The sequence below is a fragment of the Streptomyces sp. NPDC058307 genome (assembly GCF_042880295.1).
GTDB lineage: Bacteria > Actinomycetota > Actinomycetes > Streptomycetales > Streptomycetaceae > Streptomyces.
On record NZ_JBHVYZ010000006.1, the window covers coordinates 17,856 to 40,914 of the forward strand.

The following is a 23,059-nucleotide window of genomic DNA, read 5'->3' on the forward strand; positions in this document are numbered from 1 at the left end:
AAGCCAAGACGCCCGGGCGCGGGGAACTGGGAGACTCCGGCGCGGCGAATCGGGACACCAGGGCACGGGAAGCCTAAACGCCCGGGGCGCGGAGAACTGGCAGACCCAAGGCGCGAGGAACCGAGGTGCCCAGGCGCGGGAAGCCGAGACACCCGGCGCGCGGGGAGCCGAGACGCCCGGGCGCCGGCAACCGACGCTGCCCGGGGTGCGGGGTACTGCGCGACCACACCCACGCCCGTTGGCCTGGTCAAGGCGCGCGGGAACCGTAAGACCAGGGCGCTGGAACTGCGCGACCAAGTGCGGGAACCTCTCGACCAGCCCTCACTCGGCCGCAGCCGCGAGACGCCCCCTCCGCACTACCGCGAAGCGCGCGGTTCCCGCCACATCGGCCACATCAGAGGCCCGTCAGGCAGCTGGAGCGGCCGCTCCACCAGTTCGAACCCGAGCCGCTCGTACAGCTTCCGGCTCCGCGCACTGCTCGCCTCCAGGTAGGCCGGCACCCCCTCCCGGTCACACCGCTCCAGAACCGAACCGATGAGAGCCGCCCCGAGCCCCTCCCCCTGCCGCCCGGGGGCCACGCCGATCATCCACAGGTACTCATGGGCCCGCCCGGCCGGATGCACCTCGGCCGTGAGCCGCCCGATCAGCTCGATGCGCTCGTTGTCCGGGTCGAGAGCCTCCCGCAGCGCGGCGAACTCGTCCTCGCCGTCATGCGCGTCGCCCCCGTCCGCCGGGACGGGCAGCCACAACGCGCATGCGCTCCCGTCCTCCGTGACATCCACCCGCCCCTCGGTCATCACGATGTCCACGAACGCGGCCATCAAGCGGGGATGCATCGTACGGCGGTACTCCTCCTCCGGAAAGATCCACCCGCTGACCGGATCGTCCTGGAAAGCCGAGTCCAGCAGCCGCGTCACCAGTTCGCGATCGCTTTTTCCGGCCGTCCGTATCGCCACGCCCATGGCCCACCCCTTCAGCTCAACCACCGTTGGTCACAAGGGTGTTGAGACTATCCGGTGAGCACGCGGAACGGGCCCCGCACACCGTGGGGATGTGCGGGACCCGCCGGCCGGAGCCCCCGGGGCCGCGCGGGGCCAGGACCGCGCGATGCCGGGCACCCCGGGGCCCTCAGGCGCTGCGCCGGGTCACGAACTCCGCGAGGCAGAGCAGCCCGCCCGCCGCCTCCGGGTCGGGCACCGCACGGGCCAGCTGCCCCATCGCCCGGGCCATCCGGTCGGCCGCCTGCGCCTGCGCCCAGTCGCGACCGCCGGCCTTCTCGACGGCGAGGGCCGTACGCGCCAGGTCCTCTCCGGCGTACGGCGCCGCGTACAGCTCGGCCAGTTCGGCGGCCGCGGCCGTGCCCGAGGTGAGCGCGGCGACCACCGGGAGGGACTTCTTGCGCGCGGCGAGGTCCGCGCCGGCCGGTTTGCCGGTGCGGCCCGGGTCGCCCCATATGCCGATCACGTCGTCGATGAGCTGGAAGGCGAGCCCCGCCTCCCGGCCGAACGCGTCCATCGCCCCGACGTCCTCGGCGGACGCGCCCGCGTACAGCGCGCCGAGCGCACAGGCACACCCGAGCAGCGCGCCCGTCTTGGCCTCGGCCATCACGAGCACCTGGCCGAGGGTGACCTCGCCGGGACCGAGCGCCTGCATGGCGGTGTCCTCGTGCTGGCCCTCGCACAACTCGACGACACAGCCCGCGAGCCGGGCCGCGGCCGCTCCCGCCACGGGGTGCGGGTCCTCGGCCAGCAGCTTGAGCGCCAGCGCCTGAAGGGCGTCCCCGGCCAAAATCGCGTCGGCGTCGCCGAACACGGTCCACGCGGTGGCGCGGTGCCGGCGGGTGGTGTCGCGGTCCATCACGTCGTCGTGCAGCAGCGTGAAGTTGTGGATCAGCTCCACCGCCACGGCCGCCCGGACGGCCGCCGCCCGTGCCTGGTCCCCACCGAGAGCGGCGGCCGCGGTGAGGACGAGTGCGGGCCGTATCGCCTTGCCCGCGTTGCCCGCCGCGGGGGTGCCGTCAGCGTGCTCCCAGCCGAAGTGGTAGAGCGCCACCCTGCGCAGGGAACCGGGCAACGACTCCAGCGCGGACCGCAACGCGGGGTCGACCGACGCCCGGGCCCGCTCCAGAATCACCCCGGCCTCGTGCCCATCGAGGGGGTGCGGTTCGGGTGGGGCGCCGGGGGCGTGGAGCGGGCGCGTCTCTCCGGCCGGTGCTCCCACCCCGGCCCGCCCCGTGGCCGGCACCCCCGTCCCCCTGGCGGCCATCGCCCGCGCCTCCGCTCCCCCAACGGCTCGCGCCGCCATCCCCCCGACAGCCGACGCCCCCGTCCCCCCGGCGGCCATCACCCGCGCCTCCGCTCCCCCAACGGCTCGCGCCCCCGTCCTCCCGGCGGCCCGCGCCTCCGTCCCCCCGGTGCCCGGCGCCCGCCCCTCCGTCCTTGCTGCCGCCACCGCCTGCGTACCCGTCGTGAACTCGGCCATGGAACCCCCCTCGGTCAGTCCGCGGACGGTAGTGCCTCCGCTGTGGACGGGCGCGCTCCTGCGAGGTGCCTCCACCCCGGTGTCCGACCGGGGTGGACCCGCCGCGGTGGGCGGGGACACGGCTCCCCGGCGCGGGAACCTCACCTCCAACGGCCGATCTCGACGTTCTCCAGGACCCCGAGCGCGTCCGGCACCAGGACGGCCGCCGAGTAGTAGGCCGTCACCAGGTACTTGATGATCGACTGTTCGTTGATGCCCATGAACCGCACGGACAGGCTCGGCTCGATCTCGTCCGGGATCCCGGCCTGCTGGAGGCCGATGACGCCCTGGTCGGCCTCCCCGGTACGCATGGCGATGATCGACGTGGTCCGCTCCGGGGTGACCGGGATCTTGTTGCACGGGTAGATCGGCACCCCGCGCCAGGTGGGGATGCGGTTGCCGCCCACGTCGATGGTCTCGGGGACCAGTCCGCGCTTGTTGAGTTCACGGCCGATCGCGGAGATCGCGCGCGGGTGGGCGAGCAGCAGCTTGGTGCCCCGGCGGCGGCTGAGCAGTTCGTCGAGGTCGTCGGGGCTGGGCACGCCGTCGTGCGGCTGGAGCCGCTGGTCGTACTCGCAGTTGTTCAGCAGTCCGAACTCGCGGTTGTTGACGAGCTCGTGCTCCTGACGTTCCTTGAGTGCCTCGACGGTCAGCCGGATCTGCTGTTCCGTCTGGTTCATCGGCTGGTTGTAGAGGTCGGCCACACGCGTGTGGATGCGCAGGACGGTCTGGGCGATGCTCAGTTCGTACTCGCGGGGCCGGGCGTCGTAGTCGACGAAGGTGTGCGGGATGTCGGGCTCGCCCGCGTGGCCCGCCGCGAGGTCGATCGCCTTCTCGCCGTACTTGTTGGTGCGCTGCGAGGGGATCGCGCGCTGTTCCCGCAGGTGCTCGCGCAGGGCTTCGGCGCGCTCCGCCACCTGGTCGACGTCCTGCCGGCGCAGCACGAGAACCGTGCAGACGGTGGCCGCGCGGGCGGTGTACTCCCAGATGGCGTCCGGGTCGAGGAGCGCCTGGTCGCCGAAGTAGGCGCCGTCGGCGAGGACCTCGATCACCGCGTCGTCGCCGTAGGGGCCGGTGCCGACCTTCTCCACCCTGCCGTGCGCCAGCAGATACACCTCGTCGGCCTGGGCGCCGAACGAGGCGATTACCGAGCCCTGGGTGAACTCCCGCTGTTCACAGCGCTGGGCGAGCTCGGAGAGCACCTCGTCTTCCTCGTACGACCTGAGCGCCGGCAGCTCGCGCAGTTCGTCGGGGATCACCTCGACGCGGTCCCCGGTCTTCACGAAGGTCACCCGGCCGTCGCCCACGGCGTAGCTCAGGCGCCGGTTCACCCGGTACGTACCGCCCTGGACGTTCACCCAGGGCAGCATGCGCAGCAGCCAGCGGGAGCTGATCTCCTGCATCTGGGGTGCGGACTTGGTGGTGGTGGCCAGGTTCCGCGCGGCCGCGGTGCCGAGACTCTGCTGCGGCCGGCCCTGCTCGGTGCGGACCTCTTCGCCTACCGACATAAGGAATTGCCCTCCCGGTACATGCCCGGACGCGGTGTACGCCCGGGCATCGATGTGCAGGAGCAAGCCTTCCTCACGGAGCGTGCCGATGCTATTACCCGAAAGAGCGGGAATGGATCACCGCCGGGTTGGGCATATGCGCGGTTCCTATCCCCTGACGTCCAGTCAATTCGGCTTTCATGAGCGGAATTTGACTGTCCGAATCAGCTCGCACGCTGTGCGGCCCAGGAGTCGGAGTCCGCCGCTTTCGGTACAAGCACCAAGAGGACCGGCCGCACTCGGCGGCCGGCACGCACTGCGAAGGAGGGAGCCATGGCCTCACCCATGTCCGCGGGCAGATTCCTGGCCGTCCTGCGGGCGGAGGGCGCCACCGTCGTCGAGGTCGGCGACTGGGAGCACCACAACCGCAACGCCGTCGGCGCCTGGGGACCGGTGCACGGCGTGATGATCCACCACACGGTGACCAAGGGCAGCGCGGCGACGGTGGAACTGTGCCGCAAGGGCTACACCGACCTGCCCGGACCCCTGTGCCACGGCGTCATCACCAAGGACGGCACCGTTCATCTCGTCGGCTACGGCCGCGCCAACCATGCCGGTCTCGGCGACGACGACGTCCTGCGCGCAGTGATCGCGGAGACGGCACTCCCCGTCGACAACGAGGCCAACACCGACGGCAACCGCCACTTCTACGGCTTCGAGTGCGAGAACCTCGGCGACGGCGAGGATCCCTGGCCGGCCGCCCAGCTGACGGCGATCGAGCGGGTCTCCGCGGCGGTGTGCCGCCACCACGGCTGGACGGAACGGTCGGTCATCGGCCACCTGGAATGGCAGCCGGGCAAGGTGGACCCGCGGGGCTTCACGATGGCCTGGCTGCGAGGCCGGATCCGGGAGCGCCTGAAGTGACCCCGCAGGCCACAATGGGGGCGTGACCGGCCTCGACACCCTGCGCCCCCGCCTCCCCTCGCCCCTGCAGGAGCTGTCGGACCCCCGCTTCACCCGGCGTGGCGTGCGCCTTCTCCTCAAGCGCGACGACCTGATCCACCCCGAGCTGATCGGCAACAAGTGGCGCAAGCTCGCGCCGAACCTCACCGCGGCGGCCGGCCGTACGCTCCTCACCTTCGGTGGCGCGTACTCCAACCACCTGCGCGCCACGGCCGCCGCGGGCCGCCTCCTGGCCCTGCCCACGGTCGGTGTGGTCCGCGGTGAGGAACTCGCCGACCGCCCCCTGAACCCCTCTCTGGCCCGGTGCGCGGCCGACGGCATGCGACTGCACTTCGTCGACCGGACGACGTACCGCTGCAAGGCCGAACCGGACATCCTCGCGCGTGTGCTGCGCGCGGCGGACGCCGAGGACGCGTACGTCGTCCCGGAGGGCGGCAGCAACTCCCTCGCCGTACGAGGATGCCGCGCGCTGGGCGAGGAACTGGCGGGGCGGGCCGATGTCGTCGCGATCGCCTGCGGCACCGGCGGCACCCTCGCCGGCCTGGCGGACGGGCTGGCCCCGGACCAGCGCTGCCTGGGCCTCCCGGTCCTCAAGGGCGGCTTCCTGCCCGCCGACATAGAGTCCCTGCAGCACCGCGCCTTCGGCGCCCGACGCGGCGACTGGACGCTCGAGGACCGCTTCCACTTCGGCGGCTACGCGCGTACACCCCCCGAACTCGACACCTTCGCCGAGGACTTCGAGCACCGTCACGGTGTCCCCGTGGAACGTCTCTATGTCGCCAAGTTGCTCTACGGACTTGTCACTCTCACCGAAGAGGGTGCCTTCCCGCGTGGGACGACGCTGGCGGCCGTGATCACAGGCCGCCCCTTTCCCTGACGTCCACCCGGCCGGTCCGGTCGGCCCTACTCCGCGGCCTCCCGGTACGCCGCCGCCTCCTCCAGGTCCAGCCTGCGCAGCAGTGTCCGCAGCATCTCGTCGTCGATGTGGCGCAGGTCCCGCAGCTTCACGAACACCGCGCGCTCGGCGCCGATCATTTCCCGGGACAGCCGGCGGTAGGTGTCGTCGACGGTCTCGCCGGTGAGCGGGTTGGACTGGCCGAGGCGTTCCCATACGGCGTTGCGGCGGCGTTCCAGGACCATGCGCAGGCGGTCGGCGAGCGGCGGCGGGAGGGTGTTGTGCTCGTCGGCGAGGAGTTCGTCCAGACGGCGCTCGGCGGCCCGCGAGGCCTGGGCCTGGGCATTGGCCTCGGCGAGGGTCTCGGCCTGCGGGTCGCGGCCGGGGAGCTTGAGCAGGCGGATCAGCGGCGGCAGGGTGACGCCCTGGACGACGAGGGTACCGATGACCGTCGTGAAGGTCAGGAAGAGGATCAGGTTGCGGCCCTCGAACGGCTCGCCGTCGTGCAGGTGCTCCGGGATGGAGAAGGCGATCGCCAGCGAGACCACGCCCCGCATCCCGGCCCAGGCGATGACGAAGGGCCCCCTCCAGGTGGGGTTGTCCTCACGCGCGCGGATCCGCGCGGAGAGAACGCGCGGCAGGAAGGTGGCCGGATAGACCCACACGAACCTCGACGCCACGACCAGGAGGAAGACGGCGATGGCGTACCAGGCGGCGGGGCCGCCCTCGTACTCCCCGAGGCCCCGGAGCACGACGGGCAGTTGCAGCCCGATGAGGGCGAACACCGACGACTCCAGGACGAAGGCGACCATTTTCCAGACGGCGTCCTCCTGGAGGCGCGTCGCGAAGTCCACCTCCCACGCGCGGTGTCCGAGGAAGAGGGCCACCACGACCACCGCGAGCACCCCGGAGGCGTGGAACTGCTCGGCCGCCGCGTAGGCGACGAACGGGATCAGCAGGGAGAGCGTGTTCTGGAGCAGGGGCTCCTTGAGGTGCGTACGCAGCCAGTGGATCGGCACCATCAGCACCAGGCCGACCACGACCCCGCCGACCGCCGCGAGCAGGAACTCGCCGATACCGCCGACCCAGGTGGCACCCTCGCCGATCGCGGCCGCGAGCGCGACGCGGTAGGCGGTGATCGCGGTCGCGTCGTTCACCAGGGACTCGCCCTGGAGGATGGTCGTGATCCGGGAGGGCAGCCCCACGCGGCGTGCCACCGCCGTCGCCGCGACCGCGTCCGGCGGCGCCACCACCGCGCCCAGCACGAGCGCCCCGGTCAGCGAGAGGCCCGGCACGATCTGGTACGCCGCCCAGCCGACGAACAAGGTCGCGAAGAGCACGTATCCCACCGACAGCAGCGCCACGGGCCGCATCTGCGCCCTGAGGTCGAGATAGGAGCTGTCGGTGGCGGCGGAATGCAGCAGCGGCGGCAGGATGATGGGCAGGACGACGTCCGGGTCGAGCGTGTACTCGGGGACCCCGGGAACGTACGAGATCAGCAGGCCGGCCGCGACCAGCAGCAGCGGCGCGGGAATCGGGGTGCGCCGGGCGGCCGCGGCGATCGCCGCACTGCCCGCCACCAGCAACAGCAGTGGCATCACGTCCATGGCCCTCGCCCGCCCTCGTCCATCGTCGTGCGCCCGCCCTCTTTTTCCGCGCGGCCGCCCGCGCGGCCGTCGTAACCTGGCAATCATGAAACAGTGCACGCACGCCGACGCGCTGCCGCACCCCGAGCCCGAGCCGCTCAGCGAGACGTGCCCGGAGTGCTTGAGGGACGGTACCCACCCGGTACAACTACGCCTGTGCCTGTCCTGCGGTCACGTCGGCTGTTGCGACTCCTCGCCGGGACAACACGCGACGAAGCACCACAAGGACTCCGACCACCCGGTCATGCGGACCCACGAACCGGGCGAGAACTGGCGTTGGTGCTTCGTGGACCACGTGCTTGTGTGACCCTGGACCCTCGGGTTCCAGGACGGTTCGACCGTCTGACGTCTGGGTACGTCAACCCGGCGCGCGTTCTTCCCAATTGGAGCCGCAAACCCCCTAGACACGGAGCGTGTCCACAGGTTTACTGTGAGTGACGGCAAGGGGGTGGGGTCCCGGGGACAGGAAAGCCGAGAGCGCGGTAGCGTCACCGCTGAACCACACGTCGCGTTACTCCGGGGGGCGACCCTCGGCCCCCGTAAAGCTTGTACCACCTTGGAGGTGAGGGTGTCCCAGATCGCAGGCGAGCCCGCGACCCAGGACTTCGTGGAAGTCCGGCTGCCGGCCGCGGGTGCCTACCTGTCGGTGCTGCGGACGGCCACGGCCGGCCTCGCAGCCCGTTTGGACTTCACCCTCGACGAGATCGAGGACCTGCGCATCGCGGTGGACGAGGCCTGCGCGATCCTGCTCCAGCAGGCCGTGCCCGGCTCGGTGCTCAGCTGTGTCTTCCGACTCGTCGACGACTCGCTGGAGGTCACCGTCTCCGCCCCGACCACGGACGGTCACGCACCGTCACGGGACACCTTCGCCTGGACCGTCCTCTCGGCCCTCGCGGGCAAGGTCTCGTCGGCCGTGGACGAGGACAAGACCGTTTCGATCAGCCTCTACAAACAGCGCGGCGCGGGACCCGGGCCGGCGTGAGGAACGGGGACGGGCCGGTGCGGGACGAAGAGCGCGGCACACGGGAGCTGGCGGCCGAGGACGGACACCGTCCTCTCAGCCCGAGCGGCGCCGGCAGCCTGGGCGACAACGGCCCCGGCGGTGCCCGTCGCATGGCGGACGGCATCGACGGCATCCCCGAGCAGGCCCGGCCGCATCCGGAGGAGGACGTCGTCGACACGACGGCGACCGGCCTCCTGGACGACGGGCAGCGAGATCGGAAAGGTGCCGTGCAGGGTGCGCCTCCGGCAGGGCGGGACGGGATCCTCCCGGTGCCGACAGAGGCGAGGGCTCGTGGAAGGGCGACGGGCGGGACGATGAGCGAGCACGAGCGAAACGCAGAGGACGGCGCGGCGGGCGCGAACAACACGCCGGTCCCACGGCACGATCCACAGGACCGCAGCGGGGCACGCGCCCTGTTCATCGAGCTGCGCGCGCTGAAGGACGGCAGCCCGGAGTACGCGGAACTGCGCAACCAGCTGGTCCGGATGCACCTGCCGCTCGTCGAGCACCTCGCGCGCCGCTTCCGCAACCGCGGCGAGCCGCTGGACGACCTGACCCAGGTCGCCACCATCGGCCTCATCAAGTCGGTCGACCGCTTCGACCCGGACCGCGGCGTGGAGTTCTCGACCTACGCCACCCCCACGGTCGTCGGCGAGATCAAGCGCCACTTCCGTGACAAGGGCTGGGCGGTCCGGGTCCCCCGGCGCCTGCAGGAACTGCGACTGTCCCTGACGACGGCCACGGCGGAGCTCTCCCAGCAGCACGGCCGCTCCCCGACCGTCCACGAACTGGCCGAGAAGCTGGCCATCTCGGAGGAAGAGGTCCTCGAGGGCCTGGAGTCCGCCAACGCGTACTCCACGCTGTCCCTGGACGTTCCCGACACGGACGACGAGTCCCCGGCGGTGGCGGACACCCTCGGCTCGGAGGACGAGGCGCTGGAGGGCGTCGAGTACCGGGAGTCGCTCAAGCCGCTGCTCGAGGATCTCCCCCCGCGCGAGAAGCGCATCCTTCTCCTGCGCTTCTTCGGCAACATGACCCAGTCGCAGATCGCGCAGGAGGTCGGCATCTCCCAGATGCACGTCTCCCGCCTGCTGGCCCGCACCCTGGCCCAGCTCCGGGAGAAGCTGCTGGTGGAGGAGTAGGCCTGCGGCCCGCTCCGCGGGACCGACCCTCGTGCGGTGCACGGCCGGCCGGGCAGGGAAGCTCGTCGCCACAGCCCGGTCCTGCGGACCAGGCCCGGGGCCGATCACCGCCTCGTCCGGCCCCGGACCGTCACCGCAGTTCTGCCGTCCCTACGGCCGCCTACCCGCAACCGCGGTCGCCACACTTGGGACCAGCGGCAACGTCGGTCCACCGACACCGCACCCGGCACTCAGGCGGAACAGCCCCACTCGCCGAAGCCGACCGGGCCGCACTCGAGCCGACCGCAACGCCTGGCGCCCTACGTCCCGCCACCCCGGCCTACGGCTACTGCTTGCCGTCCTGCGCCCGGCCCGGTCCCCTGATCCCGAGCGCCTGGGTCGTGGCCGGGTTGATCAACAGGACCAGCGCGGCCACCGCGACGACCGCGAGGGCGATGCCCGCCGGGATCGCCACGCTGTCGGCCTGGAGGAGGTTGTAGGCGACGGGCAGCGCCATGATCTGGGTGATGATGGCCGGGCCCCGGCTCCAGCTGCGCCGGCCGAGCAACCCGCGCGCGGCAAGGAGCGGCAGCAGGGCGAGGACGATCAGCGTGATGCCCCCGGTGACGGCCGACTGCCGGTCGTCCGGGTCGCCGGTCAGGCCCTCCACGAGCATCCACACGCCTCCCGCGACAAGCGCGAGCCCTTCCAGGCCGGCCAGGGCGGCGGCGTACGTCAGGCGCCGCGGGCGTGGACCGGCGGTTTCGGAGGATGACGGGGTGGCGGGGGTCTGCTCGCTGCTCACTCCTGAAGGGTAGCCCTCACCCCTACAGCCCCCTCGGGTGAGGCGCGGGCAACGCACACCGCCACGCGGGGGTTGCCTCACGCCCCCGTGGCAAGGTTCACGCACCGAAGTCTTACGTGATCCCTACCTCGACCTGTGCCCGCTACCACCCACTGGGTACGCTGCAACCCATGCGTGCACTTCTCGTGGTCAATCCGGCGGCAACCACCACAAGCGCACGTACGCGCGATGTACTGATCCACGCGCTCGCGAGCGAGATGAAACTGGAAGCGGTCACCACCGAGTACCGCGGCCACGCGCGCGACCTGGGCCGACAGGCGGCCGAGAGCAAGGACATCGACCTGGTCGTGGCACTGGGCGGCGACGGCACGGTCAACGAGGTCGTCAACGGCCTCCTGCACGCCGGCCCCGACCCCGAGCGCCTTCCCGGCCTCGCCGTGGTCCCGGGCGGCTCCACCAACGTCTTCGCCCGGGCCCTCGGCCTGCCCAACGACGCCGTCGAGGCCACCGGTGCCCTCCTGGACGCCCTGCGCGAGGGCAGCGAGCGGACGGTCGGCCTGGGGCTGACCGCGGGGACGCCGGGCACCGAGGACGAAGCCGTGCCGGGACGCTGGTTCACCTTCAACGCGGGGCTCGGATTCGACGCCGGTGTGGTCGGCCGGGTCGAGCAGCAGCGAGAACGCGGCAGGAAATCCACCCACGCTCTCTACGTCCGCCAGGCACTGCGCCAGTTCTTCGGCGAGGCGCACCGCCGGCACGGGACGATCACCCTGGAACGTCCGGGTGCGGAGCCGGTGACCGATCTGGTCCTTTCCATAGTCTCGAACACCTCTCCGTGGACCTTCCTGGGCAATCACCCGATGTACGCGTCACCTAAGGCATCGTTCGATAAAGGCCTCGACGTACTCGGTCTCAGCCGTATGACGACCACCGCGATCGCCCGATATGGCACCCAGTTGCTCGCTTCGTCCCCCGAACGCGGCCCCCGTGGCAAGCACGCCGTGTCCCTGCACGACCTGGACCAGTTCACCTTGCATTCGAAGGTGCCCCTACCCCTCCAGATGGACGGCGACCACCTCGGGCTGCGTACGAGCGTGACGTTCACAGGCGTACGCCGTGCACTGCGTGTGATTGTGTGAGCAGAAGGGGCTAAAGTCCTTTCACTCGAACGTTTAGGCCAGGGTCCACCCCATGGAAGTACGGCTGTGACCTAGTCGACACCGAGGAATCAAAAAAAACTTTCCAGAAGGGGTTGTATCCGCCGCTGAGGTTTGCGAGTCTCTACGTGGCGGTCGGGACGGCCCGCAACACCGGCGTCCACAGACCACCGGAACCCCTCTTCAATCCACAGGACCACGCCGGGGAAGACTCGGTGGACGGCCCTTCACTTGTTGAGGGATTCGTGAAAGCGTTCACATTCACAAGCAACTTGCACGTAATACCAAGGAGAGGTAGCAGCCATGGACTGGCGTCACAACGCCGTTTGCCGCGAGGAAGACCCCGAGCTCTTCTTCCCCATCGGCAACACCGGTCCTGCGCTGCTGCAGATCGAGGAAGCCAAGGCCGTCTGCCGTCGCTGCCCCGTTATGGATCAGTGTCTGCAGTGGGCGCTCGAGTCCGGTCAGGACTCCGGCGTCTGGGGTGGTCTCAGCGAGGACGAGCGTCGCGCCATGAAGCGCCGTGCCGCCCGCAACCGGGCCCGTCAGGCTTCTGCCTGACACCCGCCCCTATGACAGCCTGAGCTTGGCGGCGCGTACACCGCGTACGCTTCTCCCGCCCCCGAGCCGCAGCGCGCAGTACCCCCGATGCGCAGCACACGCTGGCAACGAGCATGTGAGCCCCGGACCCCTGAACGGTCCGGGGCTTTTTGCTGTGCCGGCGCCCCGGCCCGTGTGCGGATCTACTTGTGCGCCTGCACCGGTACGTCCAGGATCACCCGCGTGCCGCCCTCCGGTACCGGGACCATGTCGAACGTACCGCCCAACTCGCCCTCCACCAGCGTCCGTACGATCTGCAGGCCCAGGTTGCCCCCGGTGTGCGGGTCGAAGCCCTCGGGCAGACCGACGCCGTCGTCCTGGACGGTGACGAGGAGGCGGGCCTCCTTGGTGGTGCCGCCGCGGACGGCCGAGACCTCGACCGTGCCGGTATCGCCCTCGCGGAAGCCGTGCTCCAGGGCGTTCTGGAGGATTTCCGTGAGGACCATGGACAGGGGGGTGGCGACCTCGGCGTCCAGGATGCCGAAGCGTCCGCTGCGCCGGCCGGTGACCTTGCCCGGGGAGATCTCGGCGACCATGGCGAGCACCCGGTCGGCGATCTCGTCGAACTCCACGCGCTCGTCAAGGTTCTGAGAGAGCGTCTCGTGCACGATCGCGATCGAGCCGACCCGCCGTACCGCCTCTTCGAGGGCCTCCCGGCCGCGGTCGGACTCGATGCGCCGGGCCTGCAGCCGGAGCAGGGCCGCCACCGTCTGGAGGTTGTTCTTCACCCGGTGATGGATCTCCCGGATGGTCGCGTCCTTGGTGATCAACTCGCGCTCACGGCGGCGCAGTTCGGTCACGTCCCGTAGCAGGACCAGTGAACCGATGCGGATGCCCTTGGGTTTGAGCGGGATCGCCCGGAACTGGATGACCCCGTCGTGCGCCTCGATCTCGAACTCACGGGGCGCCCAGCCGCTGGCGACCTTGGCGAGCGCCTCGTCCACCGGGCCGCGGGTCGGGGCGAGTTCGGCGGTGGTCCTGCCGAGGTGCTGGCCCACGAGGTCGGAGGCGAGGCCCATGCGGTGGTAGGCGGACAGGGCGTTCGGGGAGGCGTACTGGACGATGCCGTCCGCGTCGAGGCGGATCAGGCCGTCGCCGACGCGCGGGGCGGCGTCCATGTCCATCTGCTGGTTGGGGAACGGGAAGGATCCGGCCGCGATCATCTGGGCCAGGTCGGATGCGCTCTGCAGATAGGTCAGTTCGAGCCGGCTCGGGGTGCGGACGGTCAGCAGGTTGGTGTTGCGCGCGATGACACCGAGGACGCGCCCCTCCCGTCGTACCGGGATCGACTCGACGCGGACCGGGACCTCCTCGCGCCACTCCGGGTCGCCCTCGCGCACGATCCGGCCCTCGTCGTGCGCCGCGTCCAGCAGGGGGCGGCGGCCGCGAGGGACGAGGTGGCCGACCATGTCGTCCTGGTAGGAGGTGGGGCCGGTGTTGGGCCGCATCTGGGCGACGGAGACATAGCGGGTGCCGTCGCGCGTGGGGACCCACAGGACGAGGTCGGCGAAGGAGAGGTCGGAGAGCAGCTGCCACTCCGAGACCAGCAGATGCAGCCACTCGAGGTCGGAGTCGTCGAGTGCGGTGTGCTGGCGGACCAGTTCGTTCATGGAGGGCACGGGTGCGAGCGTACCTGGGGGTATGTGAGTGGCCTAAAAGCACCCGTCCTGAAAACACCCGCGGGCCGCGGCGCCTGGGAAGGACCCTCAACCTTCCCGGCACCGCAGCCCGGAGCAATATCGGCCGTGGGGTGTGCGGTCCCGGTCGGCCGAAGGATGAGGAGCCGGGGCAGTCAGGGCAGAGAGCTCCGGTTCCTCGGTCCGCCTTCCTGTGCGGGGAAGACGGAAGTCGCGGTTCAATTGTGGACTAGACCACTAGGTGTGTCCATGCGTTGGAGCCTGTTTGTTGTTGGAGCTTTCCCCCACCGGACTCACCTAGTCGGACGTCCTAACACCCTCCACGCAGCCTAACGCGTGTGGGTTCATGTGCGGGGCCAGATGGCCATGGCAATTTCCGCGACCGCCTCCAACTCCTTGCGGCTCGCGCCGTCGCGCGCCTGTTGGGACATGCCCTGGATGACGGCGCCGGTATGCCGGGCGAGGGCGGCTGCGTCGGTTCCGGCCGGCAGCTCACCTGCGGTGATTCCCGCTCTTATACGGCTCTCCAGAGCGGCGATGTTGGCGTTGCGCCGCGCCCGCAGCGACTCCTCGACCTCGGGGGTGGAGCAGTTGGTGGCCGCATGGATCACGAGGCAGCCGTGCGGACGGTCGGGGGCCGTGTACTCGGCCGCGGCCTCGCGCAGCGTCCGCTCCACCGCGGCCCGGGCAGTGGGCTCCTCGGCGAGGGCCCGGTCACCGAAGGAGCCGTACCGCTCCCCGTACACCCGGACGACCTCGTCGAACAGGGACCGCTTGTCACCGAAGGCCGCGTAGAGGCTGGGAGCCCCGATGTCCATGACGCGGGTGAGGTCGGAGACGGAGGTCGCTTCGTACCCGTGCTCCCAGAAGGCCAGGATCGCCTTCTCCAGCGCGGTCTCGCGGTCGAAGGAACGGGGACGGCCACGCGGCCTGGATGCCCTGGACGCCTTGGGGACCTTGGGGACCTTGGGGACCTTGAGGTCGGGCTCGACCTGCACTTCGGTGTCCTCGCTGCTCACCATGGAGTGAATTGTATAGCGGGCACTAGAGAAACTTCCGGCGACTGTTGTACGTTCTTTCTGTAGCGGCCATTAGACAATGCGGAGGAGGCGCCGACATGGGCGTGCTTGCGGGCAGGACGGCTCTGGTCACGGGTGCGAGCAGGGGCATCGGGCGAGGGATCGCCGAGCGGCTGGGGCGGGACGGCGCGCGGGTCGCGGTGCACTACGGCAGAAGCAAGACGGCGGCGAAGGAGGCGGCCGCCGCGATCGAGGCGGCCGGCGGCTCCGCCTTCACGATCGGGGCGGAGCTGGAGACACCGGGAGCCGTCGAGGCCCTCTGGGAGGAGTTCGACCGGCATGCGGACGGGCTGGACATCCTGGTGAACAACGCGGGCATCGGCAGCTCACGCCCCATCGAGGAGATCGACGAGGAGGAGTACGACCGTCTCTTCACGGTGAATGTGAAGGCACCGTTCTTCCTGGTCAAGCAGGGCGCGATACGGCTGCGCGACGGCGGCCGGGTCATCAACATCTCGTCGGGACTCGCCCGCACCGCGGCGATGCCGCACAACATGGCCTACGCCATGACGAAGGGCGCGCTGGACGTGTTCACCCGGGACCTGTCCAAGGTGCTGGGCGCCCGGGGCATCCGAGTCAACTCGGTGGCACCCGGGCTGGTCGACACGGACAACACCGCCGAGTTCCTGCATGGCACCGAGGGCGGCTGGGCGCAGGCGGAGGCCTATTCGGCGCTCGGGCGGGTGGGAACCCCGGCCGACGTGGCGGACGTGGTCGCCTTCCTGGCCTCGGACGACGGGCGGTGGGTGACCGGGAGCTGGGTGGACGCGACGGGAGGTTCGATGCCGTGAGCCGCCCGGCGGCGCTCAGTGCGTCTCCGTCGCCCTCGACAGGGCGCGCGGCGCGTCCGGGTCCTGACCGCGGGCGACGGTCACCTGGTGGACCGGGAGGCGCAGGTGGGTGATCTCCGGGACGGGCTGGACGCGCTCGGCCATACCGTCGGTCGGCAGGACGAAGCCGGGCGCGGCAGGCTCGACCTGGCTCCGGGGCCCACCACGACCAGGTCCGCACCCCGCCCAGGTCCGCACCCCGCCCGCGCAATCGGTCGAGGACGGACGGGGGGTCTCGCCGCCCGTGCCGTCGGTGACGACCGCGACGGCGGGCGAGACGTTGTCGACCATGGCGAGGGGCCGTGCAGCAGGTCGGCGCCGGAGTAGGCGAGGGTGGGGATGCGAGGGCGGGGTGTCGTGATGGTCGTCATGACCCTGTACCACTCCCCGGTCCGCTCCCCCGCACGGAATGCCGCCCGTCCTTGACGCGGCGCGGGGACGGCCTTCCGGGACCTGGGCCGGGGAACCCGATTCTGTTAGATTGGTCTACACCACATGGGCCGTACCGGGGTCCGGGCGAGCCCTCTCCGTTCAGACCGTTTCTACAGATCAGACCGTTTCCTCAGATCGGCAGGCCCAGCGTGGAAGTTGTCATCGTTCCGGATGCCAAGGCGGGCGGCGAGCTCATCGCCGAGGCCATGGCCCAGCTGCTGCGGCGCAAGCCCGACGCCCTGCTCGGTGTGGCGACCGGCTCCACCCCGCTGCCCATCTACGAGACCCTGGCCGCGAAGGTGCGATCCGGGGCCGTGGACGCCTCGCGGGCGCGGATAGCCCAGCTCGACGAGTACGTGGGGCTGCCGGCCGAGCATCCGGAGTCCTACCGTTCGGTGCTGCGGCGCGAGGTGCTGGAGCCGCTGGGGATACCGATGGCCTCCTTCATGGGACCGGACGGGACGGCTGAGGACATCCCCGGTGCGTGTGCGGCGTACGACGCGGCGCTGGCCGATGCCGGGGGCGTGGACCTGCAGCTGCTCGGGATCGGGACGGACGGGCACATCGGGTTCAACGAGCCGTGTTCCTCGCTGGCCTCGCGGACCCGCATCAAGACCTTGACCGAGCAGACGCGGGTGGACAACGCGCGGTTCTTCAACGGGGACATCTCCCAGGTGCCGCACCATGTGATCACTCAGGGGATCGGGACGATTCTCGAGGCGCGCCATCTGGTGCTGCTCGCCACGGGTGAGGGCAAGGCCGACGCGGTGGCGGCGACGGTGGAGGGGCCGGTGGCCGCGGTGTGTCCTGCCTCGGCGCTTCAGCTGCACCCGCATGCCACGGTCGTGGTCGACGAGGGGGCCGCTTCCAAGTTGAAGCTGGCCGACTACTTCCGGCACACGTTCGTGAACAAGCCTGACTGGCAGGGGATCTGAGGTCCTGAAAGCCAAGGTGCCGGTTCCGTCGAAAGGAACCGGCACCTGCCCCTCATAGGAGCTACTCCCCCGCGATGATCTCCGCCGCCGCCCTTGCGCAGACGCGGGCAGCGCCGTGGGTCGCGATGTGCAGAGCTCCTCGGGCGGGGGCCTGGGGAAGGCCCATTTCGATCACGATCGTGTCGGGGCGGGTCCTGAGGACGGTGTCGAGGGCCGCCCCCATCCAGGGGTGGCGGTGTTCGTCGCGGACCACGGCCACGATGCGGCGGGGGCCGGCGGCGGCCAGGGTGGCCAGGCCCGCGTCCGTACCGGCGAAGCTGCCCGTCTCCGTTCCGGGGAGCAGACGGGCGAGTTCGGCGGCGGCGCCCCAGGGCGTCTCGTCGCCGACGGCCACGTTGGCCACCGGGGTGAAGGCGGCGACGTAGGGCGCCGTGGTGAGGGGGGTGAAGCCGTCCCCGCCGGTGATGCGCAAGGCCCTGCGGGCCGCGCGCAGTCCCACCTCCGCGTCGGCCGGCAGCTGCGCCTCGGCCGCGCCGGCCGCCGTCCAGTGGGCCAGCGTGCGCACGCGTTCAGCCGCTTCCGCGAGCCGCTGCTCGGGTAGTTCGCCCGAGCGCACGGCCGAGATTAGGGCGTCGCGCAGGCGTCGTACCGTCTCGTCGTCGGCGAGGCCGCCGCCCACGCAGATCGCGTCGGCGCCGGCGGCGACGGCCAGGACGCTGCCGCGTTCGATGCCGTAGGTGCCGGCGATGGCCTGCATCTCCATGCCGTCGGTGACGACGAGGCCGGTGTAGCCGAGTTCGCCGCGGAGCAGGTCGGTCAGCACCTTGGGGGACAGCGTCGCCGGGCGGTCCGGGTCCAGGGCGGGGACCAGGATGTGGGCGGTCATCACCGCGCGGGTGCCGGCGGCGATGGCGGCGCGGAAGGGCCGCAGTTCCCGCTCCAGGAGCACCGACTCGGCCACGTCGATGCGCGGCAGGGCGTGGTGGGAGTCGATCGCGGTGTCGCCGTGGCCCGGGAAGTGCTTCGTGCAGGCGGCGACGCCCGCCGACTGCAGCCCCGTGATGTAGGCCGCCGTGTGCCGGGCGGCCAGGTCGGAGTCGGCGCCGAAGGAGCGGACGCCGATCACCGGGTTGGACGGGTTGGAGTTCACGTCGGCCGACGGGGCCCAGTTGAGGTTGACCCCGCAGGCCGCGAGGCGGCGGCCGAGCTCCGCGGCCACGGCACGCGTCAGATCCACGTCGTCCACCGCGCCCAGGGCGTGGTTGCCCGGGAAGGAGGAGCCGGTGCGCACCTCCAGGCGGGTCACGTCACCGCCCTCCTCGTCGATGGCGACCAGGACGTCGTCGCGTTCGGCGCGCAACTGGGCCGTCAGGGCCGCCAGTTGTTCCGGCGAGGCGATGTTGCGGCCGAACAGACCGACCGAGGCGAGGCCCTCGCCGAGGCGGCGCAGCAGCCAGTCGGGGGCGGTGGTGCCGGTGAAGCCGGGCTGGAGGACGGTGAGGGCGTCCCGCGTCAGGGTGTCTGTGCCGCTGGCGATTGTCGTCATCGGGGGCGTTATCCCTTCACGGCGCCCGCGGTGAGACCCGCGGCCATCTTGCGCTGGACGAGGAGGAAGAGGACCACGATCGGCACGGCCATCATGGTGGAACCGGCCATCATCGGGGCGTATTCGGTGCCGTGTTTGGTGGTGAAGTTGCCGAGCCAGACGGTCGCGGTCTGGTTCTTCTGGCTGAGCAGCATGAGGGCGTAGAGGTACTCGTTCCAGGCCTGGATGAAGGCGTAGACCGAGGTGGCGACCATGCCGGGGGCCAGCAGCGGGAAGACCACGCGCAGGAAGGCACCGGTGGGGGAACAGCCGTCGACCATCGCCGCCTCCTCCAGCTCCTTCGGGATGTTGACGATGAAGCCGCGCAGGGTCCACACCGTGAAAGGGAGGATGAAGGTCAGGTACGTGATGATCAGACCGGAGAGCTTGTCGTACTGGTCGAGGTCGTTCAGGAGCAGGAAGACCGGGATGATCATCGCGACCAGCGGGACCATCTGCACCGCCAGGATGCCCACGATCACGATCTTCCGGCCGCGGAAGGCGAACCGGGAGATGGCGAGCGCGGCCAGCGTGCCGACGACGATGCCGATCACGACGACCGACAGGGAGACGATCAGGCTACGGCCCACCGGGCCCCAGAAGTCGGCGATGTCCAGCGCGCGGCTGAAGTTGGAGAGGGTGATGCCCGTCGGCAGCAGGCTCGGATCCGGGTCGATCGCGTCCTTCGCCGGCTTGAACGCCGTGTTGAGCATCCAGTAGACGGGGAAGCCTGCCGTCACGAAGACGAGGAGGCCGACGAGGTTCCAGCCGAGCCTGGACTTCCCGCGGCGACGGCCGCCGGCCGTGGCGAGCGCGCTCATTCGACCTCTCCGATCTTCAGCATCTGACGCATGTAGACGGCCACGACCCCGAGCAGCAGCAGCACGGTGATGAGGGCGATCGCCGAGCCCTGCGCGTAGTCGTTGATCACGAAGGCACGGTCGTAGGAGTAGGTGGTCAGGATCTGGAACTCCTCCTCCGGGTGGCCGTTGCGCATCACGAACACCTGGGGGAAGACGCCCATGTCCCAGATCACCGACAGGGTCGTCAGCATCACGATGATCGGCTTGAGGACGGGCACGGTGACGTACCGGAACACGCCCCAGGCGCTCGCGCCGTCCAGCCGGGCCGCCTCCTCCAGCTCCGCCGGGACCTGGGTGAGTCCGGCGCTGAGTGTGATGACGACGAAGGGCACCGCGCCCCACACCACGAGCAGCATGATCACGGCCAGGCCCTGGGGGCCGCTCGCGAACCAGTTGTGGCCGATCATCTCCACGCCGGGCAGCTTGCTGAGCAGGGCGTTGAGGATGCCGTAGTCCGCGTCGAACAGCCACTTGAAGACGGTGGTGGCGACGATGATCGGCATGCCCCAGCTGGCCACGAGGGCAACGTTGATCAGGGTCTTCACCCAGCCGGAGACCCGCTGGAGCAGCAGCGCGATCAGCATGCCGATGACCATGGTGAAGATGACGCAGCCGGCCGCGAAGACGATGGTCCGCACGACGACCGCCCAGAACTCGCTGTCGCCCAGCACGCCCGTGAAGTTGTCGAAGCCGACCCACTCGGCCGGCTGGAAGCCCCACAGCTGGGACTGCCCGAACTTCTGGAAGGACAGACCGACCAGACGGACCATCGGATAACCGAGGACCAGCACCAGGATCAGCAGGCAGGGGGCGAGCAGCAGCCAGGGCGTCGCGCTGAAGGTCCGCTTTCTGCCCGGTGGGGCCGGCCTGGACGGCGGGGGTACCGACATCGGCGGCGGCACCTCGATGGGGGTGGTCGTGTCTGCGGCACTCATGGCGCGCTCCTCAGCGGTCCCTCTGGTCGTACGAGAGCGTTGCCCGCACGGTCCGGTCGTACGAAAGCGAAGCCCGCACGGTCGAGTGGTCGTACGGGAGGCAGGGCCCCGCCGGTGTCAACGGGGCCCTGCTGCCGGTCATTTGGTGTTGATGACCTTGTCGATCGCGGTGTCCGCGTCCTTCGCGGCGGCCTCGACCGACTTCTTGCCGGTGCCGATGTTCTGGAGCATGGTCTGCAGGACCTGCGCCTTCTCGACCTGGCCCCAGCCGGGTGCCATCGGCACGAACCAGTTGGACTCGGCCGCGGTGGCCGGGACCGCGGTCGCCGGGTCCTTCTTCAGGGTGGCGAGGTCGGTCTTGTTGTTGGGCAGGTTTCCCTTGGCCATCAGGCCCTTCTGGCCGGAGGGACCCGTGAAGGCGTTGATCCACTCGGCGGCGACGGCCTGCGCCTTCGACTTCACCGGGACGGCGAGGTCCGAACCGCCCAGGAAGACGGGCAGGTTCTTGCCGGAGGGACCCGGCATCACGAAGTTCTCGAGGTTGTCCTTGAGCTTGCCGGTCTTGTCGTTCTTCGGGTCGGCCGAGGTCGCCCCCTCCCAGGCCGCGCCGAAGATCATGGCGGACTTGCCCTGGCCGTAGACGATGTAGCGGTCGGACTCGTCCTTGGTCTTGTCGCCGTGCATGTACTTGTCGACGACGTTCTTGAACTCGGTGAGGCCCTTGACCGACTCAGGTGAGGAGAGGTTGGCCTTCCACTGGCCGCCCGACTCGACCGCGATGGAGCCGCCGGCGTCGTAGACGAAGGACATGGCCGCGTACCAGTCACGGGTGGGCTGGTACCAGGCGGAGAACTTGTCGCCCTCCTTCTTCTGGACCCTGTCCAGGGCAGCGGTGAGCTCCGCGTAGGTCTTCGGGGTGGACTTGACGCCGACCGAGGCGAAGACGTCCTTGCGCCAGTTTCCGACGCGGCCGCCGGCGTAGTAAGGAACGCCGTAGGTCTTGCCGTCGTAGGTCACCGAGGCCTTGAGGCCGTCGAGCCAGGCCGACGAGTTGGTGAACGCCGACGTGTCCAGGGGCGCGAAGGCGCCCTTGACCATGTAGCCGAGCATCTCGGTGTTGCCCATCTCGACGACGTCGGGGGCCTTGTCGGTGGCGAGGACCGCGTCGAGCTTGGTGTTCTTGTCCGGCCAGCCGTAGTACTCGTGGTTGATCTTGATGCCGGGGTGCTTCTTCTGGACCGCGGCGTCCGCGGCCTTCACCAGCCCGGGCCAGTTGTTCTGGGCGTCGACGGTGAGCCAGACAGTCAGCTCCTTGGCGTCGGCGCCACTGTTGTCCGAACTTCCGCTGTCGCTGCCCCCACATGCCGCGACGGAGACCATCATGCCCGCGATGCCGATCGCGACTGCCAGCTTGCGCTTCACGCCACCCTCCTCAGGGATGCCCACACCTCCCGCTCACGAGCCGGGACCTGGACCAATGGTGTAGACCAGTAGGGGGAGCTTGGACCAGACCACAAGGCCTGTCAAGAGGTGTCGAAAAGGCCCTGACCAGCCGTTATGCGAGCTACATATGCAGGAACCATTACTAAAGAAGCCAGCGAAAACAGCGGTGGCGGAGTACTCTCGTCCGCTAGACCACTTACCTCTGTGGACTAGACCAAAACAGGCGGCGACGGTATACAGAAGGGATCACGATGTGATCCGCATCCGGAGCCGGGAAGGCAGACCATGAGCAGCGACGTCAGCAGTGCGGAGACCGAGGGCGGGGCAGGCGTCCGTACCGCGCGCGTGCCCAAGTACTACCGCCTGAAGAAGCACCTGCTCGACATGACGGAGACGCAGTCGCCCGGTACGCCGGTACCGCCCGAGCGCACGCTCGCCGCCGAGTTCGACACCTCGCGCACGACCGTGCGCCAGGCGCTGCAGGAACTCGTGGTCGAGGGCCGGCTGGAGCGGATCCAGGGCAAGGGCACCTTCGTCGCCAAGCCCAAGGTCTCCCAGGCGCTGCAACTCACCTCCTACACCGAGGACATGCGCGCCCAGGGTCTCGAACCGACCTCGCAGCTACTCGACATCGGCTACATCACGGCCGACGACCGGCTCGCCGAGCTCCTCGACATCACCGCGGGCGGCCGGGTGCTGCGCATCGAGCGTCTGCGCATGGCCAACGCCGAGCCGATGGCCATCGAGACGACCCACCTCTCGGCCAAGCGCTTCCCGGCCCTGCGCAGGTCGCTCGCCAAGTACACCTCGCTCTACACGGCGCTCGCCGAGGTCTACGACGTCCACCTCGCCGAGGCCGAGGAGACCATCGAGACCTCCCTGGCCACCCCGCGCGAGGCCGGCCTGCTCGGCACCGACGTGGGCCTGCCGATGCTGATGCTGTCCCGCCACTCGATCGACAGGACGGGCGAGCCGGTGGAGTGGGTGCGGTCGGTGTACCGCGGGGACCGGTACAAGTTCGTGGCCCGCCTCAAGCGGCCGGTGGACTGAGGCCCGTTCGGAGAGGCTGTCGAGACGCCGCCGACGTACTGCCGAACAGGCGTGCTTCACAGAATCGACATAC

At 70.2% G+C, this 23,059-nt stretch carries 21 protein-coding genes and 1 pseudogene; 10 read left to right on the forward strand and 12 right to left on the reverse strand.

The window, feature by feature from the left end; genetic code table 11:
• Nucleotides 1-356: 356 nt before the first annotated feature.
• The 3 genes from ACFVYN_RS06590 to ACFVYN_RS06600 form a co-directional block, all read right to left on the reverse strand.
• Nucleotides 357-962 carry a GNAT family N-acetyltransferase gene (locus tag ACFVYN_RS06590; RefSeq protein WP_389993433.1) on the reverse strand — a complete coding sequence of 202 codons (606 nt, stop codon included), beginning with the start codon at nt 960-962 and terminating at the stop codon, nt 357-359.
• Nucleotides 963-1,128: 166 nt separating this feature from the next.
• Complete coding sequence (locus ACFVYN_RS06595; protein ID WP_389993436.1) at nt 1,129-2,265, reverse strand: family 2 encapsulin nanocompartment cargo protein polyprenyl transferase; 1,137 nt, start codon at nt 2,263-2,265, stop codon at nt 1,129-1,131.
• A gap of 356 nt (nt 2,266-2,621) precedes the next feature.
• The gene (locus ACFVYN_RS06600; protein WP_389993439.1) at nt 2,622-4,028 is read right to left on the reverse strand and encodes a family 2B encapsulin nanocompartment shell protein; all 1,407 of its coding nucleotides are present in this window, start codon (nt 4,026-4,028) and stop codon (nt 2,622-2,624) included.
• Nucleotides 4,029-4,340: 312 nt separating this feature from the next.
• On the opposite strand from ACFVYN_RS06600, the gene ACFVYN_RS06605 reads away from it, so the two are divergent.
• Together ACFVYN_RS06605 and ACFVYN_RS06610 are read left to right on the forward strand one after the other, a co-directional pair.
• Nucleotides 4,341-4,931, forward strand: a complete 591-nt coding sequence (locus tag ACFVYN_RS06605) for an N-acetylmuramoyl-L-alanine amidase (protein WP_389993442.1) — start codon at nt 4,341-4,343, stop codon at nt 4,929-4,931.
• Between the two features lie 22 nt (nt 4,932-4,953).
• Nucleotides 4,954-5,847: a 1-aminocyclopropane-1-carboxylate deaminase/D-cysteine desulfhydrase gene (locus ACFVYN_RS06610; protein ID WP_389993445.1), complete on the forward strand. Its 894-nt coding sequence runs from the start codon at nt 4,954-4,956 to the stop codon at nt 5,845-5,847.
• 26 nt (nt 5,848-5,873) lie between these two features.
• Here the strand turns inward: ACFVYN_RS06610 and ACFVYN_RS06615 are convergent, their stop codons facing one another.
• Nucleotides 5,874-7,472, reverse strand: coding sequence for a Na+/H+ antiporter (locus ACFVYN_RS06615; RefSeq protein WP_389993448.1), 1,599 nt, complete (start codon nt 7,470-7,472; stop codon nt 5,874-5,876).
• 85 nt (nt 7,473-7,557) lie between these two features.
• Here ACFVYN_RS06615 and ACFVYN_RS06620 point away from each other — a divergent pair, with 85 nt between their 5' ends.
• The 3 genes from ACFVYN_RS06620 (at nt 7,558) to ACFVYN_RS06630 (ending at nt 9,656) form a co-directional block, all read left to right on the forward strand.
• Nucleotides 7,558-7,818 carry a UBP-type zinc finger domain-containing protein gene (locus tag ACFVYN_RS06620; protein ID WP_007384626.1) on the forward strand — a complete coding sequence of 87 codons (261 nt, stop codon included), beginning with the start codon at nt 7,558-7,560 and terminating at the stop codon, nt 7,816-7,818.
• A 261-nt stretch (nt 7,819-8,079) separates the two neighbouring features.
• The gene (locus tag ACFVYN_RS06625) at nt 8,080-8,493 is read left to right on the forward strand and encodes an anti-sigma regulatory factor (protein ID WP_004925829.1); all 414 of its coding nucleotides are present in this window, start codon (nt 8,080-8,082) and stop codon (nt 8,491-8,493) included.
• 17 nt (nt 8,494-8,510) lie between these two features.
• Nucleotides 8,511-9,656, forward strand: coding sequence for an RNA polymerase sigma factor SigF (locus ACFVYN_RS06630; protein WP_389993450.1), 1,146 nt, complete (start codon nt 8,511-8,513; stop codon nt 9,654-9,656).
• Between the two features lie 325 nt (nt 9,657-9,981).
• Here ACFVYN_RS06630 and ACFVYN_RS06635 read toward each other — a convergent pair whose 3' ends face one another.
• Nucleotides 9,982-10,440: a hypothetical protein gene (locus ACFVYN_RS06635; RefSeq protein WP_389993453.1), complete on the reverse strand. Its 459-nt coding sequence runs from the start codon at nt 10,438-10,440 to the stop codon at nt 9,982-9,984.
• Between the two features lie 170 nt (nt 10,441-10,610).
• Between ACFVYN_RS06635 and ACFVYN_RS06640 the strand changes: the two genes are divergently transcribed.
• Nucleotides 10,611-11,579, forward strand: coding sequence for a diacylglycerol/lipid kinase family protein (locus ACFVYN_RS06640; RefSeq protein ID WP_389993456.1), 969 nt, complete (start codon nt 10,611-10,613; stop codon nt 11,577-11,579).
• A gap of 321 nt (nt 11,580-11,900) precedes the next feature.
• Nucleotides 11,901-12,158, forward strand: coding sequence for a WhiB family transcriptional regulator (locus ACFVYN_RS06645; protein WP_006142322.1), 258 nt, complete (start codon nt 11,901-11,903; stop codon nt 12,156-12,158).
• Between the two features lie 182 nt (nt 12,159-12,340).
• On the opposite strand, the gene ACFVYN_RS06650 is transcribed toward ACFVYN_RS06645, so the two are convergent.
• A complete protein-coding gene (locus tag ACFVYN_RS06650; protein ID WP_389993459.1) occupies nt 12,341-13,816 on the reverse strand; it encodes a sensor histidine kinase in 1,476 nt (491 codons plus the stop codon).
• Between the two features lie 362 nt (nt 13,817-14,178).
• Complete coding sequence (locus ACFVYN_RS06655; protein ID WP_389993462.1) at nt 14,179-14,856, reverse strand: TetR/AcrR family transcriptional regulator; 678 nt, start codon at nt 14,854-14,856, stop codon at nt 14,179-14,181.
• A gap of 95 nt (nt 14,857-14,951) precedes the next feature.
• Here ACFVYN_RS06655 and ACFVYN_RS06660 point away from each other — a divergent pair, with 95 nt between their 5' ends.
• Nucleotides 14,952-15,704 carry an SDR family oxidoreductase gene (locus tag ACFVYN_RS06660; protein WP_389993465.1) on the forward strand — a complete coding sequence of 251 codons (753 nt, stop codon included), beginning with the start codon at nt 14,952-14,954 and terminating at the stop codon, nt 15,702-15,704.
• Nucleotides 15,705-15,719: 15 nt separating this feature from the next.
• On the opposite strand, the pseudogene ACFVYN_RS06665 reads toward ACFVYN_RS06660, so the two are convergent.
• Nucleotides 15,720-16,084 (reverse strand): annotated as a pseudogene (locus ACFVYN_RS06665) (glucosamine-6-phosphate deaminase); the annotation flags it as partial.
• Between the two features lie 240 nt (nt 16,085-16,324).
• Between ACFVYN_RS06665 and nagB the strand changes: the two are divergent.
• The gene (gene nagB / locus ACFVYN_RS06670) at nt 16,325-17,110 is read left to right on the forward strand and encodes a glucosamine-6-phosphate deaminase (RefSeq protein WP_389993468.1); all 786 of its coding nucleotides are present in this window, start codon (nt 16,325-16,327) and stop codon (nt 17,108-17,110) included.
• 61 nt (nt 17,111-17,171) lie between these two features.
• On the opposite strand, the gene ACFVYN_RS06675 is transcribed toward nagB, so the two are convergent.
• The 4 genes from ACFVYN_RS06675 to ACFVYN_RS06690 all read right to left on the reverse strand — a co-directional run bounded on the left by ACFVYN_RS06675 (nt 17,172) and on the right by ACFVYN_RS06690 (nt 21,915).
• Nucleotides 17,172-18,656, reverse strand: a complete 1,485-nt coding sequence (locus ACFVYN_RS06675; protein ID WP_389993471.1) for a glycoside hydrolase family 3 protein — start codon at nt 18,654-18,656, stop codon at nt 17,172-17,174.
• A gap of 8 nt (nt 18,657-18,664) precedes the next feature.
• Nucleotides 18,665-19,516, reverse strand: coding sequence for a carbohydrate ABC transporter permease (locus tag ACFVYN_RS06680; RefSeq protein WP_389993474.1), 852 nt, complete (start codon nt 19,514-19,516; stop codon nt 18,665-18,667).
• Nucleotides 19,513-20,493 carry a carbohydrate ABC transporter permease gene (locus ACFVYN_RS06685; RefSeq protein ID WP_389993477.1) on the reverse strand — a complete coding sequence of 327 codons (981 nt, stop codon included), beginning with the start codon at nt 20,491-20,493 and terminating at the stop codon, nt 19,513-19,515. Before ACFVYN_RS06685 ends, ACFVYN_RS06680 begins: the two co-directional genes overlap by 4 nt.
• A 138-nt stretch (nt 20,494-20,631) precedes the next feature.
• Nucleotides 20,632-21,915: an extracellular solute-binding protein gene (locus ACFVYN_RS06690; protein ID WP_389993480.1), complete on the reverse strand. Its 1,284-nt coding sequence runs from the start codon at nt 21,913-21,915 to the stop codon at nt 20,632-20,634.
• 306 nt (nt 21,916-22,221) lie between these two features.
• Between ACFVYN_RS06690 and ACFVYN_RS06695 the strand changes: the two genes are divergently transcribed.
• A complete protein-coding gene (locus tag ACFVYN_RS06695) occupies nt 22,222-22,986 on the forward strand; it encodes a GntR family transcriptional regulator (protein WP_389993483.1) in 765 nt (254 codons plus the stop codon).
• The last annotated feature ends 73 nt before the right edge of the window (nt 22,987-23,059 follow it).